Origin of the sequence: Haloferula sp. (assembly GCF_049672945.1) — a bacterium.
Lineage (GTDB): Bacteria > Verrucomicrobiota > Verrucomicrobiia > Verrucomicrobiales > Akkermansiaceae > Haloferula.
In genome coordinates, this window is record NZ_JBATWY010000076.1 from 1 (window position 1) to 19,784 (window position 19,784).

Genomic DNA, 19,784 nt, shown 5'->3' on the forward strand with positions numbered 1-19,784 from the left:
CCGCCTCGCGGCGACGCAGTTACTTCCAGTTCTCAGCCCGGATGCGCCCGAGGCTGGCCGGAGTCTCCCACTCCGAAGGGTGTTGGCGCTTCGCGGCGCACGAGGAGCGACGCCCCCGTCGCTCAAAGGAGAGGTGCTGTCTCGAATTCAGAGCTTGCATCACCACCGCAGGCCTCACCAACGCGATCGTATCGCCTCAAGAGAAAAGGGTTCCGATCACAGAATCGGCAACCGGTTCCGACCAAACAAGAAACCGGAAGACCCTCCTCCCCCAGTTCCTCGGCGCGGTGAACGATAAGCTACTCAAAGGAGTTCTCTCTTTCGACATCACCTCCGGCGACCTCTGGCCAGGCCTTGCATCCTGAAAAACCATCAAGCGTCCGCCAGCCAATTCCCATCATCGCCAGGGATGATGATCCTACGCGGAGAATCGATTTCATTTTGAACCCAAAGCCTGTCAGTCTGCTCGCCGTGATGCCTGACGCCGTCCCGACCAAACGCGATCCAAGACCCCTGTTCGCCGGGCTGTTAGGATCCTACCTCTTGCTCGGCTGGCTGGCCTGGGGAATCGATAGGCAGCCGCTTCAGGCAATCACGACGGTCGGCGTGGCGGTGCTCGCCGACCTGCTTTTCAATCGCTGGCTGCGCCCGGATCACGGCGGTTTTCCATGGTCGGGCCTGATCACGGGCTTCGGTCTCTGCCTGTTGCTCAACTTCGGCGCAAACCCTTGGCTTCCCGTCCTTCCCGCGGTGGTGGGCATCGCATCGAAAACCCTCTTCTCGATCAAGGGCCGCCACTTTTTCAATCCCGGCCTGTTCGGCCTGATCGTCGGCATGTGGCTGAGCGGCGGCATGCTTTCGCCCTCTCCCGCCTACCAGTGGGGCGGTGGCGCGGCAGCGCTGTTCGTGATCGCAGCGCTCGGACTGGTCTTCAGCTTCCCCCATCTGAAGGCCAAGCCGCTGGTAGCCTGGTTCATCGGGCTCTACCTGATCCAGACCTGCCTGCGCGCCTGGGTGCTGCGACATCACTTACCGGCCGAAGCAGTATTGCTCGGTTCGCTGACCTCGCCGGCCTTCTTCCTCTTCGCCTTCTACATGCTCACCGATCCGGCGACCACCCCGCGCAAGCCGCTCGGCCAGTTCCTGTTCGCGCTCGCGGTGGTGGTGATCGACCTGGTCCTGCACTTCCGCCAGAGCTACTCGACGCTGTTCCCGGCGCTGTTCGCCGTTCAGGGCGGGATCTATCTTTACCATTTCGTGCGTGGTTTCGAATTCCGGACCCAACTCCCCCGCCTCACTGCAACTGCAGCTGTAGCACTGCTGACCGTGCCGATACTTCGGACCGGCGATCCCGCCAACGCGGCAACGGAGCTCCGCTTCGAGGAAAAGGACATGGGACTCGAAGCAGAAATGAGCGGTTTGTTAGATGATGTTGATTCACGCGTCGCACACATTGCGAAGTGGATCCTCTCCGTCGGCGATGCGGTCGCGGTGGCGGATGTCGACAACGATGGCTGGCAGGACATCTTTCTCACTTACCCGATGAAGTCCGGTGAAAAGCGAGCCGCGCTGATGCTCAACCGCGGCGGCGAAGGCTTCGAGCGGCTGGCGATTCCCGATCTCGAACGTTTTTCCGATCCAGCTCGTTATGGGCTCCCCTCGAGCGCGACCTTTGCCGACGTGGACAACGACGGCGATGCCGATCTTTTCGTCGGCGTGGGCTACGGCGAGTCACGGCTTCTCATCAATCAGCTGAGCGAAAGCGGCAAGCTGGAGTTCCGCGATGAGACCGAGCTCCGCGGCATCAGCGGCCATACCGTCTGCCTGTCGGCAGCCTTCTTCGATCCCGACCGAGATGGCGACCTCGATCTCTTCGTCTGCAACGCCATGAACCCCTACCTCGCCGACTACGACCAGCCGACCCCACTCAACCCCTTCGTGCTTCCTTCGGCCGAGTTCGCAGGCGACCGCCGGATGTTTCATTTCATGCACGCGAGCTGGCACAACGCCACGAATGGCGGGCTCAACCGCTTTTACCGCAACCTTGGTGACGGTCGCTTCGAGGAACTCGATCCTGCCGCCACGGGACTGGACGAAACGCACTGGTCGCTGGCGGTGAACACGGCCGACTTCGATGGCGACGGCTGGCAAGACCTCTACGTGGCCTCCGATTTCGGCCCGGACGACATCTACCGCAACCTCGGAGGTTGTCGTTTTGAAAGGATCAGCGGCACGCTCGCCGGATCACTGGGGCGCGATACTTACAAGGGCATGAACGCCACCGTCGCGGACTTCGATGGCGACGGTCGACCGGACGTGCAAGTCTCAAACGTCCACGCGCCGCTCCAGGCAGAGGGCAGCCTGCTGTGGATCAACCGCAGCACTCCCGGACACCTGACGATGAAAAACGAAGCCGTCAAACGCGGTGCGCTCAACGCCCATCGCTTCGGCTGGGGTGCGGCAGCCGGTGACATCGATCTCGACGGCTGGCCGGACCTCGTCCAGTGCAACGGCATGGTCGACGACCACATCGACCGCCGATTCGAGGAGCCGAAAGACTACTGGTATGCGAATGCCAACCTCGCACGGACCGGACCCGAGGTCCACGCCTACGCCGACCGCTGGGGCGACCTGCGCGGCTATTCGATCTGGGGAAGCCAGCGCATGCGGCTGCTGCTGAACCGCGGTGGAGACTTCGCCGATGCCGCCACCACCGCCGGCCTCGATCGTCCGGGAAACACCCGCGGTGCGGTGCTCGTCGACTTCGACCGCGATGGCGACCTCGACCTGCTGGTGACCCGCCAGTTCGATTCAGCGATCTACTATGAAAACCGTGGTAAACCTTCATCCGGCTGGTTGGCGGTGCACTTGGTCGGTGACGGCCACAAGGTCGCACGCGATGCGATCGGCACCCGCGTCAGCGTGGACGGCCGCGTCCAGTGGGTGACGAATATTTCCGGCTTCGCCGCCCAGCAGGGCCATGAACTCCACTTCGCCGCCGGCACGGATCCGGTCGAAATCGAAGTGCTGTGGCCGGATGGCAGCCATTGGAAAGGCAGCTCGACCACCCGCCGGAAAGTCACGATCAAACGCGAAACGGAGGGCGAGGTGGTGCGCCGATGAGAACGATCAGCGGACAAACGCTCGACCTGAAAAGCTCGCAGAACCCGCGGGCAGTGCGTGACGAACTGTCGGCAGGCATCGAAGATCAAGTGCAGGCACTCCACCATCTCAGCGGCTGGCACCGCAGCCGTGAGCTGCTTTTCTTCATCGCTCTATATGGGCTTGGAGCACTGACGATGGTGCTGGGAAACGGCCACTGGGTGATCTCGGCGGCAGCGGTCGCGATCATGGGGCTGGCGATGAACTCGAGCGGCCTTTTCATCCACGAGGGCCTGCATGGATTGCTTTGGAACGGACGCCGGACGAATCGCCTGCTTTCGTTTCTCGTCGGCATTCCCAGCCTGATGTCGGCATCGGCCTACCGCGTGACCCACACCTACCACCACTTCGAGCTCGGCAAGGCGCGCGACTTGGGAACCTACAGGCAGCATGCCCGAAGCCGTTTGCTCGTCTGGCTCGCCTACTTCGCGCAACTGATCGCCGGGTCGCTGATCTACGTTTTGATGGTGCCGGTCTTCGCCTGGCGTTTCTCCTCGAAGCGCGCCCGCCTGAGCATCATCGTCGAGTACGCAGCAATCCTTGGCATTCTGGCAATCGTGGGTGTGATTGTTGAAACGCAGGTGATCGTGAAGTTCTGGCTGCTGCCGCTGCTGGTGATGAACTTTCTAACAAACCTGCGGGGTCTGGCCTCCCACGCACTCGGCGATGTCGAGAACATCTACCTCGCCAGTCGCACCGTGATGTCGCCGCGCTGGGTTTCGTGGCTGCTGCTGCACGAGAACTTTCACCTCGAGCACCATCTGTTTCCCAAAGTACCGAGCTACCACCTCTCCGAACTGCATCGCCTGATCTGGCCGCGCCTTCCCAATGCCCTGAAGTCGGAATCATACGGCAGCTTCCTCAAGCAGTTCGCCAAAGCCGCCCTGCGACTCGATCTCCAACCACTCGGCGTCGTGACGCCGGCGAGCGAAAAGAAACCCGGATGAAGGAACACTGGTACATCGCCTGCCGTTCGCGGCAACTCGGGAAGGAGCCGCTGGCACGGACGGTCCACGGCACGGCGCTGGTGCTATTCCGCGATCAGGACGGCAGGGCTGCCTGCCTGCGCGACCGCTGTGCCCACCGCAACATGGCGCTTTCCCGCGGCAAGGTCACCGGCAAGGGTCTGCGCTGCGCCTACCACGGCTGGACCTGGGCTGGCGACGGCCATTGCGCCGACATCCCGGCATCGTGCGATGGTTGTGAGTCGCACGCAAAGCTGCGGGTCGCGGCATTTCCGACCGTGGAAAAGCAGGGTTTCGTTTGGATCTGGACCGGCGCGGCGGAACCCGGGGGAGCACCGCTCGATTTTCCGCGCTTCGACGAAGCCGGCTGGCATCACTGGGTGATGGAGCGGCGTTTCGAAGGCCATGCCTTCCACTGCGTCGAAAACTTCCTCGATGTCCCCCACACCGCGCACGTTCATCGCGGACTGTTCCGTGGCGAGGAAACCAAGGAGGTCGAAATCGAGATTCGGGGCGGTGAGGACTGGATCGAGGCGGAGTTCATCAACGAAGCGAGAATGGACTCGCTGATCGGTCGGATGCTCGTGCCCGATGGTGAGTCGATCCATCATGTCGACCGTTTCCAACTGCCCTATGTAACCCGGGTCGATTACCGCATGAGTGAGCGTCGGCAATACATCGTGATGAGCCAATGCACGCCGGTGACGGAAACAGAGACCCGGGTCTACACTTACATGGCCTATCGTTTCGAACCGCTCGGCGCGCTCGTGCGGCTGGCATTTGAACCGATCTCGCACCTGATCCTGAACCAGGATGTGAAGATCATTCGCGAACAGACCAAGGACATCGCACGCGATGGCGGAGCGCGCTTTGTCTATCATGAAACCGATGCGATCGCGCGTGGCATCCGGGCGCTGCTCGATGGCAAGTCACTCGCACACCAAGCGGTGGAAAGGAGGAAGCTGCGCGTATGAAGGAGGCTGGCGAACTGGTCGGACGCGGCGGCTCGTTGCTGTTGGCAGGTGTCGGCGTGGCTCTGGCAGGGGGTGTCTGGTGGCGACAAAACCGGGGCGGCGCACCGGGTGGCGGCATCTCGGCGGCCAAGGCGGCTTGGCTCGCCTATGCCATCGTACTCTGGATTCTGCTGCCACTCCTTCTTCTCCAGGCTGGTCTGCCGTTCGTCCTGCTCGCGGCCTCGATGGTTCTGCGCGCGGCGATTGAGATCCCGCTCTGTGCCACTGGCCGATGGCGGGTCGCCTATGGTGTCGGCCACGACGTTTTCCATCTGCTCTTGCTGGGTTTCGTTTCGTGGCAGATGCCGGTCCCGGGCCTCGCGCCGTGGGTTGCTCTGACGGCAGTGTCACTGCTCTGCGAATTGTGCTTCGTCCGCTGGTTCGTCAAGGCGACCGGCGGACCAAAGGAGGGTGTTTTCTACGTGCCGCCCGGCCGCGAATCCCGCTGGATCCACCGCTGGACCGCCGCCCTGCTGGTACCGCAACTTACGTTCCTTCTCCTCATCCTTCTCCACAACTTCCGATGATTCCACTGAGTTCACGAACGGTCGCTATCGACGATCTAACCGATGATGAAAAGTCGCGCATGTTCGAGCTTTTCGGAGCGGCCTACGACTGCGTGTCCGAGCCCCGCTTTCGGGATGACCTTGCGTGGAAAGACGAGGTGATCCTGTTGGTCGATGCCTGCGATGTGATTCAGGGGTTCACCACCTTGGCCTTCAATCCGAAAGGATTCCGCCACGAACTCGGTGACCTGCTTTTCTCCGGCGACACGATCATCGACCCCGCTCACTGGGGAAGCAGCGAACTTGTGCGGGCCTTCTGCGAACGCGCCGGACGCTGGCGTGCGCATCATGAGAGACGGCTGTTCTGGATGCTGATTTCGAAAGGACACCGCACCTTCCTGTTCCTGCCGCTCTACGCAAAACGCTTCCATCCGAATCCGAGCTCCAACGAAAACGAGTTTCGCGAGGTCGCAACGACCGCGGCGCGGCATCTGTTCGCAGAGGCCTGGTGCGCAGCGGATGGCGTGATCCGCTTTCCCGAAGCAATCGGCCAGCTCAAGCCGGAACTCGCCGACGGCAGCCATCGGCGCGAAGGCAAACGGATGGTGCGCTTCTTCCTCGAACGCAATCCGGGTTTCGCGCATGGCGACGAACTCGTCTGCCTGACCGAACTCTCACCATCCAACCTCAAACGCGCCGCACTCGGCGGCTACCTCCAGGGATCATGCACGAAGGCCGGACACTCCTGAATCGACTGGCAAAGTACCCGCTGCCGGAACACCTCGATCCGGTGGCGCGCTACGTCCGCCCGAATGAAAACACCGCCTTCGGGCGCGAGCACACCTTCGCATCCGTGCGCAGCTATGGGGATTTCGTCCAAGCCGTTCCCTTGCACGACTACGATGACCTCAAGCCGTGGATCGAGCGCTCGCATGCGGGCGAATCCGAGGTGCTGACCGCGGAGTCACCCATTGGCTTCGAGCTGACTTCCGGCAGTTCCAGTGGCGCGAAAGCCATTCCGGTGACGCCGGGATTTCAGCGCGAAATGGCGATGGCGCTCGGCAGCTGGATGGCATCATGGCGGGCACGCTGGCCGGAGGTTTTCGAAGGCCCCGCCTACTGGTCGGTCTCACCACGACTCGGCGAGGGACGACGAACGCCGGGCGGACTTCCACTCGGCTTCGAGAGTGACGGCGCCTATTTTCCCGGTGACATCGCCGAAGCTCTCGGGAGCTGGCTGGTCACACCCGACATCGAAAACGGTGAACTTTTCTCCGCCACCGCGAAAGCGCTGCTCGACTGCCCCGAACTGCGTTCGGTGTCCGTCTGGAGTCCGACTTTCTTGCTCCGTATCGACGAAGCTCTGCCGGGAAATGCCACCTGGGCCGAACGCTGGCCCGAGTTGCGGGTGGTAAGTTGCTGGGCCGACGCACAGGCGGCGATGTGGACCGGACGTCTACGCGAATGTCTCGGCGAGAGTGTCGTATTGGAACCCAAAGGCCTGCTGGCTACCGAAGGCGTCTCCACTATTCCAAAGGGTCGCGGCGCGCGGCTGGCGAAAGGTGTGCACCTGCACGAATTCCTTGATCTCGAAGATGGGAACTGCCACCGCGAACCTGCGCCCGGACGCCCCTTCGAAGTGATTCTAACAACCGCAGCGGGGCTCTATCGCTACCGAACAGGAGATCTCGTCGAGATCGATGGTGATGGCATCGTTCGCTTTCTTGGTCGTCGCGGTGGCGTGTCGGATCTCGTCGGAGAAAAACTCTCACCCAGCGAAGTAACAGCGGCCTTCCGTAACACAAACAAGTCGGGTTTCGTGCGCGTGCAGCACGACCGTTGCCGCTACGAGGTCTGGTCGACGGATGCCCATGGAAAGGTGATCGATCAGCTTAAGAAGAACCCGCATCTGCGCGCTGCAGTGAGCAACGGGCAGCTTCAGGTGGAAGCCGGTGGCCTCCTTCCAGACAATTGGGAATCAGAAGCATCCGCCTTGCTGGCGCGAAAGCGGGGCAGCCGCGAGGGCGATGTGAAATTGCCGGTGATCGAGCACGGAGAATTGAGCGGACTATGGCAAAGCTGATCTATCGCCGAGCGGAGCCGGAAGACTCCGAAGCCTTGTGCGACCTGCTGCGGCGAACGCCGATGGGTTCGCGGATCCGGGTCACGCAGGAACGGGTTGGTGACTTTTTCACCAGCGCCGCAGTGCAGTCCGAGGAACCGGAAGTCCGGGCTGCATTCGAACGAGCTACTGGAAACGCCGTAGGTCTATTCTCTGCAGGTGCCAGCCGGGTCTTTCTCAACGGTTCATTGCAGCGCGTCCGCTACCTCTCCGATCTCCGGATCGACGAAGCCTACCGCAAGGGCACCTTGCTCGCGCGGGGTTACCGCTTGCTTCGCGACGAGGTTTTTTCAGACGGCGAATGGGCACGAACATTGATTCTCGAGGACAATGGCGAAGCGGCGCAAATCCTCACGGATGGTCGTGCCGGGCTACCCGAGTATCACCCTTGCGGCACCTACTTGAGCTGGTTTCTCGCGCGGCAACGGGTCTCCGGCTCAGCCACGGGCATATCCACCCGATGGGCCGAAGCGGGTGACCAGGCGCTGATGCGCAGCTTTTTCCAAGAGGTCGGCCCGGATGCGGAGTTCACCCGCTGGGACGATTTTCATCCTGTTGAAGGCGTCCGCCGACTTCTCGCTTTTCGCGACGGCGGACTGGTCGGCCTGCTGGGCGTCCGCGACACCTCATCCTTTCGGAGGACGCGTATCACGAGCTACAACCACACCATCAGAGTGGCGCGACCTTTTTACAATAGCTGGGCAAAGCTGCACGGGCTGCCCCGACTTCCACCCGCCGGTGGCTTTCTATCACCCAAAGCCCTCGGTCCGGTACTCTGCCACGAACGCGATCCCGCCATTCTCCGAACAATGCTTGCCGAAGTCCTGTCGGAAAGCGGACTCCATGCGATCGGTCTCGATGCCGCTGATCCGCTGGTTGCAGCGCTGGAGGGCTTGAAAGCCTGGAAGACGCGGGCCGGCCACTATCTCGTCGGATTCAGCGGAGAACCGCCCGAGCTGAAACGTCCGTTCTCTTTCGACTTCGCCCATCTGTGATCGGCAGGTTTCGACAGCCGCGCATCCTTCCCGCTTTTCCTGCTCCCCCATCCGCGACAAGCTGCTAGTCTCCGACCCAGATGGCCGAAACCTCCCGCCTCTTCACCAAAGGCTTCCTTTCCCTGACGATCGCCCAGTTCTTCGGCGCGGTGAATGACAACCTGCTCAAGGGGGTGCTCTCCTTTGCCGTCGCCTCCGGCGGGCTCTGGTCCGGACAACTCGGCGCGGGCGGCCAAGGCTACGTCGGCCTCTGCTTGACGATCCCCTTCATCCTTTTGTCCGGGTTCGCTGGCCAACTTGCCGACCGCACCAGCAAACGCCGCATCACCGTTCTGGTAAAAATCGCGGAAGTTTTCATCGCGCTCATTGGCTTTGCGGGTTTCCTCATGGGAAACCTTTGGCTGACCCTCGCGGCACTCCTCATCCTCGCCATCCAGAGCTCCTTTTTCGGCCCAGCCAAATACGGCATGATTCCCGAACTCGTCGGCAAGGAGCAACTCAGCCAGGCGAACGGCTCGATCAACATGTTCACCAACCTCGCCGTCATTGCGGGCACTCTGGCAGCCGGTCCCGTCTACAGCTTCTATGCCCCCGAGCCCGGTTCAAGCCTTTCCCCAATGCTCTGGCTACCCGGTGTCGCGATGCTTCTAACAGCCATCCTCGGGCTCATCGTCGCACTTCCCATCCCGAAGCTTGAGGCCATGGATCCTGAACTTAAAATCAACTGGAATCCCTTCAGCGTTTATTACCACGCCGTCCGCGACATGGCAGGCAGCCACCTTCTCCTCGTCGCCTCAGCATGGGCCTTTTTCTACATGATCGGCATGCTCGCGATCCTGATCCTCCCCGACTATCGCGACCTTCTCCAAGTCACGCCGACGAAAGCCAGCATTCTCCTTGGAATCCTCGGCATCTCCATCGGGATCGGCAGTGTCAGTGCCGGACTCATCTCAGGAAAGCACATCGAGCCCCGACTCATTCCGGTCGGTGCCGTCGGCATGACCCTCTTCTTCGCCCTGCTCGGTCTCACACCTCTCAACTTCACCCTCGTCGCCATCCTCCTTGCCGGAGCCGGTATCTTCGCCGGCTTCTACATCGTCCCGCTCCAAGCGCTGCTCCAGCACCTCTCGCCCGACGACGAACGTGGCCGCTTTCTCGGCACCGCCAACGCTCTCTCTTTCATCGCCAGCTCGCTCGGCTCTCTTATCTTCCTCGCCGCCCGCTCCCATTTTCAACTCGCGTCAAACCACGTCTTCCTCATCTGCGCTGCCCTCGCCCTCGTCGGGTCCGGCTTCCTAATCTGGCGACTCCGACCACTAATCACCGATCCCGCGCTTCGGGGTAATTAGCACCCACCCATGCGCCGGTTTCTCATCACCCTCAATGGCATCATTGCCGCGTTCTTTCTCACAGCCTTTGGCTACACCCTCATTGGCGAGGCTCATCTAACAGCTGTCGCACGGGACTTCGCAGCCAAAAAGACCGCCGACTACGCTGAACCCATCGTCGCACTCGCAGAACAAGGATCGAAAAGCTTTGAAATAAGGCTCCTCCTCTCGAAAGCGAAGGAGGAGGCCATCGACAAGGAGTTCGCCGAGTATCACCGAGACCCGGCCGAATACATCTCCACGATCATCGAAAGAAAACCATCTGTGGATCTCGCGCTCCCGGAGAATGCCCTCATCTCGAAACTTCATGGATGGAAGATTCAGATTCACCAGTACTACCAGAAGGTGCTGGGCCGCATCCTTTCTGACCTCCGCATATTTTCTGGGACCAATCTCGTCGCCGGCCTGATCTCCCTCGTGCTTGCCCTCAAATCCAGCGGCCTCCCATCTTCCACGCTCCTCAAATTATCCAGCCTGCTCTGTATGGCCTTTGCCTGCTCGATTTACGGCTACTTCAACACCTTCTCCTTCTACCAATACCTCTTTAATTGGCACATGGGCTGGCGCTATCCAGCGGTTGTCAGCCTCCTTTACCTCTACTTGGTGGCGAAGCTCTACAAGCACAGGAACGACCCCAGCGGAGCACCCTGACTGAGCCGCATCACGCGAAGATCCGCGCAACCTAGGGCAGTCAACGCGGAGCACTACCCCTCAAATTCGGAAACGATGTGCCATCATTCCAACTCGATCCATGCCCATCACGACCCTAACTGAGTTCCATCACTGGTTACTCGCAGAGGAGGCCAAGGGAGCCCCTTTCGTCCTTCTTCAAACTCAAGATAGTAGCTTGATCGGCTGCGCCGCTGCGGTGGCTCGCCTACTCAACGAATTCGATGAGGAGTCCGGTGGAAACTGGATCGCCCTCACTCCACAAATCATCCACGCCATCGCCGCCGATCCCGCTCAGCGACGGCTTTTGGGAATCACCGAATCCTGTGGCAAATGTCCACCCACCAGCCGCTGCGGACTGCGGAAAGTGGTGGCCGCCATCGCCAAGCGAGGCCATGTCGTCTTCGACGATGCCCTTGCCTTCGAGGCCATCGACGAGGACCCCAACGGCTTCCGGGGATCGATCGGTATCCCGAAGTCTTCTGCCGACAGCTACCACATCATTCTCAACCCATCGCGCTTCCACTCGCGCTGCCTGGCACCCCTGATCGCTGATAGCTTCCTCGAATGGTCTGCCAGCCGCCGCCATCTCTCGGCCGCCTGAGAGAATCCGCGCATCCTCCGGCAATCCACGCGGCGACCGGCCCAGCCCGCTCCGCTTTCTTTCCCCGAACTCCATGAACGTCATCGCCCTAACCATCCTTGTGAGCCTCTGCCTCGCCGGGATTTTCATCTGCTGCTTCATCGGCGAGTTCCGGCGTTCGAAAAACTCCTCACCGGAGCGCGACTCGCTCCTGCCGCTCGACGACTCCTCCAGCGAACCCTGATCCCCTTTTTTTCCCAAACCATGACCACCTCGGCCTCCGCGCAAACCACCACCATCACCTACGACGACAAAACGGTTCGTCAGTTCATGATCGCCTCCATCGTCTGGGGGATTGTCGGCATGCTTGTCGGCGTGATCATCGCCACCCAGCTCTCGTGGTGGCAAATGAACGGCAAGTTCCTCGAGTGGATTACCTTCGGTGCCATCAAGGCCGATGGTATCTCCTTCCTGACCTTTGGTCGGCTCCGCCCACTCCACACCAACGCCGTCATCTTCGCCTTCGTCGGTAACATGATGTTCGCTGGCGTCTACTACTCGACCCAGCGGCTGTGCAAATGCCGGACCGCCTCGGATCTCCTGTCCAAAATCCACTTCTGGGGCTGGCAATCGATCATCCTCTCCGCCGCCATCACCCTTCCCATCGGCCTTACCCGATCCAAGGAATACGCCGAGCTCATCTGGCCGATCAACATCGCCGTCGCCCTCATCTGGGTCGTCTTCGCGATCAACTTTTTCTGGACCCTCGCCAAGCGCAACGAGCCCAGCCTCTACGTCGCCCTCTGGTTCTACATCGCGACCATTGTCACCGTGGCGATGCTCTACATCGTCAACCACCTCTCGATCCCCACCTCGCTCACCCACTCCTACCCGATCTTTGGCGGCCTGCAGGACGCGTTGGTGCAGTGGTGGTACGGGCACAACGCGGTCGCCTTCTTCCTGACCACGCCGATCCTCGGCATCATGTACTATTTCCTGCCCAAGGCAGCGAATCGCCCGGTCTACAGTTACCGTCTCTCGATCATCCACTTCTGGTCACTGGTCTTCATCTACATCTGGGCCGGCCCCCACCACCTGCTGAATACCTCGCTGCCACGCTGGCTCCAGATGCTCGGCATGCTCTTCTCGCTGATGCTCTGGGCACCTTCCTGGGGCGGCATGCTCAATGGCCTGCTCACACTGCGTGGTGCCTGGGGCAAACTCCGCACGGATCCGGTGATCAAGTTCTTCGCCGCCGGCATCACCTTCTACGGCATGGCCACCTTTGAAGGCCCACTGCTCTCCATTCGTGCCGTCAACGCCCTCTCCCACTACACCGACTGGGGCATCGGCCACGTCCACTCCGGTGCCCTCGGCTGGAACGGTTTCATGGCCGCCGGCATGTTCTACTGGATGGCTCCGCGACTTTGGAAAACCAAACTCTACTCGGTCGCCGCCGCCAACATGCACTTCTGGATCGGGCTCGTCGGCATCCTCCTCTACGTCGCCGCGATGTGGGTGGCAGGCATCACGCAGGGCCTCATGCTCGGCCAAGTCGATACCGGTGGAGTCACGCTGAAATACACCTTCGTCGAAACCCTCCAAGCCATTCAGTTCCCCTACATCCTGCGCTCACTCGGAGGCCTGCTCTTCCTCGTCGGCTTCTTCATCTGCGGCTGGAACATCTGGAAAACCGCTCGCTCGGGTGCCCCTCACAACGAAACGGTCGAAGTCGCGGTTCCGGCCAAGGCCTCACGCGACACCATGTCGATGCGGGAAACCTTCATCAACGACCCCGTCGCCCACACCCTGCTTGGTATCGTCTTCCTCTGCCTGTGGTTCTTCCTGCCACCCCACGCCGACAAGGTCGCGCTCGTGCTTTCCGTTCTACTGGTCGTAAAAGCCATCCGGGCCTTCCATGCACGGGGTGCTATCTGGAACCAGTTCCACGAAAAGCTCCTCCACAACTACCTACCCTTCACCGTGCTGGTATTTGTCGCCGTGGCCATCGGTGGGGCCGTCCAGATCATTCCCTCCCTGATCGTCAATCGTGACAAGAACATCGAAGGACGACTCCAGGAACTCTACACGCCACTCGAACTCGCCGGTCGTGACATCTACGTCTCTGAAGGCTGCTACAACTGCCACTCGCAGATGATCCGCACGCTCAAGCCCGACGTCATGCGCTATGGTCGCGCTGGAGTGGCCGACGACTACTCGCACCTTGGTGAATCCCTCTACGACCACCCCTTCCAGTGGGGTTCCAAGCGCACCGGTCCCGATCTCGCCCGCGAAGGTGGCGACATTGTTCAGGGCTCGAAGTACATGCGCTCGGGTATTCGCGACAACGTCTGGCACTACAACCACTTCATGAATCCCCGCCAGACTTCGGAAGGATCAAATATGCCTGCCTACCCATGGCTCTTTGACAAGAAAACCGATTTCAAGGCTCTTACCTCCAAGATTGGTGTGCAGCGCAAACTCGGCGTCCCTTATCCGGCCATGAACCAGCATGAGATCAACGATCAAGCCCGCGTCCAGGCACGTGAAATCGCAGATAGTCTCGCGGCTGCTCAAGTCATTCTTCCCGGACAGGAAGAACTCTCGGGCGACGCGCTTGCGCAGTACCTTGCAGAACGCGAAATCGTCGCTCTCATATCCTACGTGCAGAAGATCGGAACCTACACGATTTCCGAGACCGAATCCCCCACTGAGGAAATGCCGCTCAATCCCGACTCCAACCGTCCTGAGGCACGGAATTCGAAGATCGATACCAAGACTTCCGCCCGCTGAAGCCACTCCTTCAATCACCTCCAAACACCAACCACCATGTTCTCGCGCGTCACTCACGAAGACTGGACGAACATCGTCCCGATGATCGCCTTCGCCGTCATGTTCACCGTGTTTCTCATCACCACCATTCGGGCCGTTCGTCTCAAGCCAGAAGAACGCAAACGCCTCGCCTCCCTGCCTCTCAAAGACTCCGACCGCTGATACCATGCCCGACGAAACGAAACCATCATCCGATCCGGAGATCCGTCGCGGAGACTTCGCCCGCGAAAAAGGCGAAGTCATTCTTCGCGAACACGAATACGACGGCATTCAGGAATTCGACCAGAAGCTCCCGAACTGGTGGCTCTTCACCTTCTACGGCGCGATCGTCTGGCTCGTCGTCTACTGGGTGCTCTACTACAACACGCCGATCATGAAGACGGATCAGCAGAAGATCACCGAGGAAATCGCTGCCCTTCACGAAAAGAAAGCGGCCGCGCTCGCCGTTGCCATGGAGTCGATCACCGACGAAGCCCTGATCAATGAATGGGCCACCGATTCCACCAAGGTCGCTGCCGGCCTGACGCTCTACACCACCAATTGCCTTCCCTGCCACGGTGCCGACCTGTCCGCGACCATGGCTGTCGGAGATCAGGTCATCCCGCTCCCCGGCATGGCTCTCAACGATGGCGAATGGAAGTACGGCAACAAACCTCGTGATCTCTTCAAGCTGATCAACGAAGGCACCCCGCCGGACTCCCCTGGTCACAACGGCGCCAAGATGCAGGCCTGGGGCCAAATGCTGACGCCGGTCCAGATCGCCGAAGTCACCGCCTACCTCATCTCGGAGAATCCCAAGGATTTCGGCATGTAAGGGAGCAAGGGCATTCCTGCCCCGCCAAAGCATCCCCACGCGCCAACATCCACCCAGCGAAAGTCAGCCAATCGGCCATCGTCACCAATCAATACCAGCCAGGTTCGCCTCACCTCCATCGAGACCAACCTGGCTTTTTTGTGCTCATTTCCAGTGAGTTACAAATGTCCGAACGGCCCACCGGAGACCAAACAACCCGTCTTCATTGATTTCGCCAAAAAAACTTCAGTTTCTTTGAACGTTTCACGACCTGAAGAGTCTTAACCCAATGAAGACCGCGCCGTGTGTGTGAGTTTTCAGGGTGAACAGCAGATTGTCAGCTTCAGGGTTTCTCTTTCGAGCATCCATAAGTTGATGGTTTCATTAGCCGCCGGGGGTGGGACCCCGGCGGCATTCTTTTGCCCGGACACCAAGGAGCGGGGCTTTGCAATTCCCGACCAAGCCCGGCGATTCAGGCTTGAGATCGAACTCGCCGAACCCGACCACCGCCAGATCGCTCGCCCAAGGATACCCCTATCCAGCCGCCCCCCTTTCCTGATCGATCTCTCCTGAGAGCTGAGGACGATCTTGGAAATAGGCCGAGGAAAAAGACCGAGTCCGCCCTCCGGGATTAGAACCCCCCGCTCCATACTTTTCCCCGAACCGTACGTCAAACAGGGGACTCGGCAAATGATGCCGGGTCCCCTTTTTGAAAGTATGCTGAATCAATCAAGCTCTCCTCAGGCAAATGCCTCAGGACTTGTAGCGAAGCCGCTTCTTATGGCGGTTCTGCTTCTGGCGCTTCTTGCGCTTGTGCTTGTTGATCTTGGTCTTACGACGCTTTTTGAGCGAGCCCATGGATCGTGTTCGGTTGTTGGTTTCTGGATTGCTGACTCGGTCAAGGAACGACCTTGTTCAGCGGAAATTCGATAATGCCTTCGGCGCCCAGCACCTTCAGCTCGGGAATGATGTCGCGGACGACCTTCTCACAGATGACGGTTTCGACCGCCACCCAGCCTGCTTCGGACAGCTGCGACACCGTAGGGCGGCGCAGCGAAGGAAGCATTTCGAGAAGGGCAGGCAACTTCTCCTCGGGAAGGTTCATTTTCAAGCCAACTTTGTCGCGGGCCTCGAGCGCGGCCTTCAATAGCAGGCAAATGCGATCCATTTTCTCCCGTTTCCAAGGATCCGCCGCAGCTTCCGGGCTCGAGTAGAAATGAGGAAAGGAGGTCAGCAGCGTGTCGACGATCCGCAGCTTGTTCGCGCGCAGCGAAGAACCGGTCTCGGTGATATCAACGATGGCATCGACCAGATCGGGAACCTTTACCTCGGTCGCGCCCCAAGAAAACTCCACATCCGCCTTGATTCCGCGCTGCTTGAGGTAGCGTTCGGTCAGGCCGACGCCTTCGGTCGCAATCCGCTTTCCCTCAAGGTCCTCCGGCTTCTTGATCGGCGAATCTTCCGGAACCACCAGCACCCAGCGGGTGGGACGCGCGGTCGCCCGCGAATAAGGTAACTCCGTCAAATCCACCAGCTCGGCGCCGCTTTCGGTCGCCCAATCGAGGCCGGTAATCCCGCAATCGATGAATCCCTGTCCGATGTAGCGGCCAATCTCCTGCGAACGGATCAGGTAGAGATCCAGCTCCGGATCATCCGAGGACGGACGGTAGCCACGCGACGAGACATAGATGTCGTAGCCGGCCTTCTCGAGCAGATCGAGGGTCGGTTGCTGCAGACTCCCTTTGGGAATCGCAATCTTCAGGGTCTTGTCGGAGGTCTCAGACATCGCGCGGGCGGCGGGAATAGCCGGGGAATGCCCCGGGAGCAAGGGAAGTTTTACGGAGTGGCGCTTTCCAAGCGCCATAAGTGGGCAAAGCGGCTTTCAGCCGCGCCGAAGCAAACAAGAAACCCATCAATCCCTCCTCGATTCTCACCACCCACCCATCCATGCTTTTCCCATGAAAACCCGCTCCCAAATGATCTCCACAGGCATGATCTGCGTCCTCCTCAGCGCCTGCACACGACCTCCAACACCTGAACCCTCAGCCCCCGTCGTCGAAAGCCCCGCCGAGTCCGCAAAACCTGCTCCCGCTGACTCTGGTAAACCCAAAACCAAAACCGCGCCCATCAAGGAGCTCGATATCAGTCAACTCTTCGCACTCCGCGCGGCGGGCAAGACCCTCATCTACGACGTGCGCCTTCCCTTCTACTACAAGCTCGGACACATCGACGGAGCGATCCTCTTCTACCCGAAACCATTCGATGAGGCCTTCGATCGCGAACAAGCCAACATGAAGCAGGCCTTGAACGACGGAAAGGAGATCGTCCTCTACTGCGGCAGCGAAGACTGCAACGACTCTCACGTCGTCGCCGAAATGATTGCCAAGCGGGGCATCCCCGTCTCGGTCTACTCAGGCGGATGGATGGAGTGGAAAGCCATCGGCATGGACTAATCCAGTTCCCCCGTCTCCTGCTCAAGCAAAGTCCGCACCCTGAGCTTCACCTTCTCCCCCGTCTGCGCCTCGGCTGCTTTTCGTAAAGCCTCAATCAATGCCTCGCCCGGCGCTTCCGGACCCGCGATCTCAAGACTTATCAGCTTCTCTCCTCCCGGTCGCGACTTCCGCAGCTTCACCAAACGGTAGCCACCCGTCTCGGCCACCTCACTGAGACGACTTTCCATCATCCGGGGTTCCGTCACTTTTCCGACCAGCACCGACGTCAGAGGCACCGCCAGCCCCGCACAGGTCAGCGCCAGCACAATGAACAAGCGCTGCGCCCAAAGCCCGCCCGCACTCGGACCACGAATGCCCGCGAGGAAAAAGTTCGCCGCCGCGCCGATCACAATCGCCACCACGTTCGTGCCGAAAAGCAAAGCCGCACCCCGCGCCGTCGCCACCTCACCGAGCGACAGACAGATCCCGACCGTCGCGATGGGTGGCACCAAGGCAGCCGCAATCGCCACCCCCGCAAGCGCGCCCGAGAGTTGCGGTCTGGCCAGGCAGTAGGCTGCGGCGATGCCGGAAAAGAATGCCACTCCCAGATCGAGCAAAGTTGGCTCACCTCGAGCAGCCAATTCACCCGTTAGACCAAATCCCAGCATCCGCGCCCCCCACCCTAACAGCAGCCCCACTCCCAAAGCAGCGAAGAATCCCATCAGCACCGCCCGCTGACTGCGCCTCCACAGCGGCCAGTTGCCCTGCACCAAAGCCAGCCCACCACCGATCAATGGCATCATCAGCGGAGCTACCAGCATCGCGCCAATCACCACCGCCGCCGAATCCGCCAGCAGACCCAGGCCCGCAATCGCCGTCGCCAAAAGCATCAAGGCCGCAAAATCAAAGGTCCACCGCGCCTTGCCTTCGACCTCATCCACCAAGCCCACCCGCTCTTCCCGCTCAAGCTGCGGCACCCTCAGTCTCAAAAACCGCCCCACCGCCTCCTTCATTTGCCGGCCGGTCGGCAGCGCCGCCCGCACCACCCCCACCGCCAGTCCGCGAGGTCCCTTCAGCAGCTTGTCCGGCACCGTCCCGAAAAGCTTCGCCTTCAAGGTTCCCGAATTGCTCGCACCGATCAGCAGCAATTCATAGTCCCCCGATTCTGCCTCACGCCGGATCTCCTCCGAAAACCTGTCGCCCAGCACCACCTTCTGCGTCACCGCATCCGGCTCCACCCCGGCCCGCTTGATCGCCTTCTTCAGCACCCGCTCCCCGACGTCTCGCGACACCAGATCGGTATCCGGTTCGACAAAAAATGCCGTCGCTCCCGTGCCTCCAAGCTTCTCTCCCAAACGCAGCGCCACCCTCGAATGCGGCCCACCCGCACACGGCACCAGCACCTTGCCCGCCCACTCATGACCCATCTCCGGCAACCTCAAAACCCCCACCGCACAGGGCACTTGCGCAAAAACCGCACGCGACAGCTTGCGCTCTGGTGAGTCCTTCAGACCCTTTCCCGAATTGTGTTTCCCGATCAGCAGGAAGCGCGACTTCGTTTCCCGCACATGGACCACCAGAGCTTCCAGTGCCCTCTCCATCCTCACCCGCGCCCAGCGTTCCTCCACCGCCAGTGCTCCAAGATACTCCGGCGCCTCCTCATCCATCCACTCAAGCTCCGGGCCTTTCACCTGCTCATCGCAAACCACGATCTCCATCGACTCGCCCAAAGCCGCCGCCACCCGACGCCCCCAAGCCATCAAGCCCAAAGCCTCCTCCGGATAACGAATCACCAGCACCAATGGCATAACGACTAACTATCTTCCCTAACGGATCTCCACAAGCGTTCGTAGTTCCACCTTCAGGTGGTCGAAGCACCGAAAGGCACCGCCTAAAGGCGGAACTACGAACCCCTGACCGCCAGCCGTTTTCTCTGCCAGCGGCGCAGAATAGAAAGACTGCCCATCCAAAACCCCACCGACTTCCAAATCGGCTTCATCGGAATGATCTCCTTCTCCACCCCGCCATTTTCCCCGCAATCCGCCTCCTGCCAAGCAAGGAGCGGGGATTTGACCAAACCCACCCTCCGCGACGTCTGTCGCGCAGAATCCACTGATCACTGCTCCCTTGGCACTCGGCACTGGGTCGCAGACCCCTAAAAACAAGGCCTTTAGCCTTGCCATACCCCCTCCGATCCCTAGTTTCGCCGCCCGTTTCTCTTTCCCAAAGCCACCACGCAGTTGGAGCCCCGTAGCGTGGTGGTCGGAAAATCGGGGCAATTCGGAAGGACGAGCGATTAACCAAACCAACCTAACCACTAACCA

At 60.4% G+C, this 19,784-nt stretch carries 19 protein-coding genes; 16 read left to right on the plus strand and 3 right to left on the minus strand.

The annotated features are described in order from the left end of the window. The 15 genes from WBG04_RS06255 to WBG04_RS06325 form a co-directional block, all read left to right on the plus strand. Positions 1–365: hypothetical protein (locus WBG04_RS06255; RefSeq protein WP_424313523.1), on the plus strand; the 365-nt coding region annotated here is incomplete at its 5' end. 109 nt (positions 366–474) lie between these two features. After that, a complete protein-coding gene (locus WBG04_RS06260) occupies positions 475–3,123 on the plus strand; it encodes an FG-GAP-like repeat-containing protein (RefSeq protein WP_424313524.1) in 2,649 nt (882 codons plus the stop codon). After that, the gene (locus WBG04_RS06265) at positions 3,120–4,109 is read left to right on the plus strand and encodes a fatty acid desaturase family protein (protein WP_424313525.1); all 990 of its coding nucleotides are present in this window, start codon (positions 3,120–3,122) and stop codon (positions 4,107–4,109) included. Before WBG04_RS06260 ends, WBG04_RS06265 begins: the two co-directional genes overlap by 4 nt. Continuing rightward, positions 4,106–5,101 carry a Rieske 2Fe-2S domain-containing protein gene (locus WBG04_RS06270; RefSeq protein WP_424313526.1) on the plus strand — a complete coding sequence of 332 codons (996 nt, stop codon included), beginning with the start codon at positions 4,106–4,108 and terminating at the stop codon, positions 5,099–5,101. The genes WBG04_RS06265 and WBG04_RS06270 overlap by 4 nt, the downstream gene beginning before the upstream one ends. Continuing rightward, complete coding sequence (locus WBG04_RS06275; protein WP_424313527.1) at positions 5,098–5,667, plus strand: hypothetical protein; 570 nt, start codon at positions 5,098–5,100, stop codon at positions 5,665–5,667. The genes WBG04_RS06270 and WBG04_RS06275 overlap by 4 nt, the downstream gene beginning before the upstream one ends. Continuing rightward, a complete protein-coding gene (locus WBG04_RS06280) occupies positions 5,664–6,395 on the plus strand; it encodes a hypothetical protein (protein WP_424313528.1) in 732 nt (243 codons plus the stop codon). The genes WBG04_RS06275 and WBG04_RS06280 overlap by 4 nt, the downstream gene beginning before the upstream one ends. Continuing rightward, positions 6,371–7,729: a GH3 family domain-containing protein gene (locus WBG04_RS06285; RefSeq protein WP_424313529.1), complete on the plus strand. Its 1,359-nt coding sequence runs from the start codon at positions 6,371–6,373 to the stop codon at positions 7,727–7,729. Before WBG04_RS06280 ends, WBG04_RS06285 begins: the two co-directional genes overlap by 25 nt. Continuing rightward, complete coding sequence (locus WBG04_RS06290; RefSeq protein WP_424313530.1) at positions 7,717–8,763, plus strand: hypothetical protein; 1,047 nt, start codon at positions 7,717–7,719, stop codon at positions 8,761–8,763. Before WBG04_RS06285 ends, WBG04_RS06290 begins: the two co-directional genes overlap by 13 nt. A gap of 80 nt (positions 8,764–8,843) precedes the next feature. Beyond that, positions 8,844–10,112 (plus strand): MFS transporter, encoded by a 1,269-nt coding sequence (locus WBG04_RS06295; protein ID WP_424313531.1) that lies wholly within the window; start codon positions 8,844–8,846, stop codon positions 10,110–10,112. A 9-nt stretch (positions 10,113–10,121) separates the two neighbouring features. Continuing rightward, positions 10,122–10,802, plus strand: coding sequence for a hypothetical protein (locus WBG04_RS06300; protein WP_424313532.1), 681 nt, complete (start codon positions 10,122–10,124; stop codon positions 10,800–10,802). A 100-nt stretch (positions 10,803–10,902) separates the two neighbouring features. Beyond that, complete coding sequence (locus WBG04_RS06305; RefSeq protein ID WP_424313533.1) at positions 10,903–11,424, plus strand: hypothetical protein; 522 nt, start codon at positions 10,903–10,905, stop codon at positions 11,422–11,424. A gap of 73 nt (positions 11,425–11,497) precedes the next feature. After that, a complete protein-coding gene (locus tag WBG04_RS06310; protein WP_424313534.1) occupies positions 11,498–11,647 on the plus strand; it encodes a hypothetical protein in 150 nt (49 codons plus the stop codon). A 20-nt stretch (positions 11,648–11,667) separates the two neighbouring features. Next, complete coding sequence (gene ccoN, locus WBG04_RS06315; RefSeq protein WP_424313535.1) at positions 11,668–14,196, plus strand: cytochrome-c oxidase, cbb3-type subunit I; 2,529 nt, start codon at positions 11,668–11,670, stop codon at positions 14,194–14,196. A gap of 36 nt (positions 14,197–14,232) precedes the next feature. After that, the gene (locus WBG04_RS06320; RefSeq protein ID WP_424313536.1) at positions 14,233–14,397 is read left to right on the plus strand and encodes a hypothetical protein; all 165 of its coding nucleotides are present in this window, start codon (positions 14,233–14,235) and stop codon (positions 14,395–14,397) included. 4 nt (positions 14,398–14,401) lie between these two features. Further along, positions 14,402–15,049 (plus strand): cbb3-type cytochrome c oxidase N-terminal domain-containing protein, encoded by a 648-nt coding sequence (locus WBG04_RS06325; protein ID WP_424313537.1) that lies wholly within the window; start codon positions 14,402–14,404, stop codon positions 15,047–15,049. 732 nt (positions 15,050–15,781) lie between these two features. On the opposite strand, the gene WBG04_RS06330 is transcribed toward WBG04_RS06325, so the two are convergent. Together WBG04_RS06330 and hisG are read right to left on the minus strand one after the other, a co-directional pair. Continuing rightward, positions 15,782–15,886, minus strand: coding sequence for an AURKAIP1/COX24 domain-containing protein (locus WBG04_RS06330; protein WP_419530355.1), 105 nt, complete (start codon positions 15,884–15,886; stop codon positions 15,782–15,784). A 40-nt stretch (positions 15,887–15,926) separates the two neighbouring features. Further along, positions 15,927–16,814 (minus strand): ATP phosphoribosyltransferase, encoded by an 888-nt coding sequence (gene hisG, locus WBG04_RS06335; protein ID WP_424313538.1) that lies wholly within the window; start codon positions 16,812–16,814, stop codon positions 15,927–15,929. A 172-nt stretch (positions 16,815–16,986) separates the two neighbouring features. Here hisG and WBG04_RS06340 point away from each other — a divergent pair, with 172 nt between their 5' ends. Next, complete coding sequence (locus tag WBG04_RS06340; RefSeq protein ID WP_424313539.1) at positions 16,987–17,481, plus strand: rhodanese-like domain-containing protein; 495 nt, start codon at positions 16,987–16,989, stop codon at positions 17,479–17,481. Here the strand turns inward: WBG04_RS06340 and WBG04_RS06345 are convergent. Beyond that, positions 17,478–19,268, minus strand: coding sequence for a DUF389 domain-containing protein (locus WBG04_RS06345; RefSeq protein ID WP_424313540.1), 1,791 nt, complete (start codon positions 19,266–19,268; stop codon positions 17,478–17,480). The genes WBG04_RS06340 and WBG04_RS06345 overlap by 4 nt on opposite strands. Between the last annotated feature and the right edge of the window lie 516 nt (positions 19,269–19,784).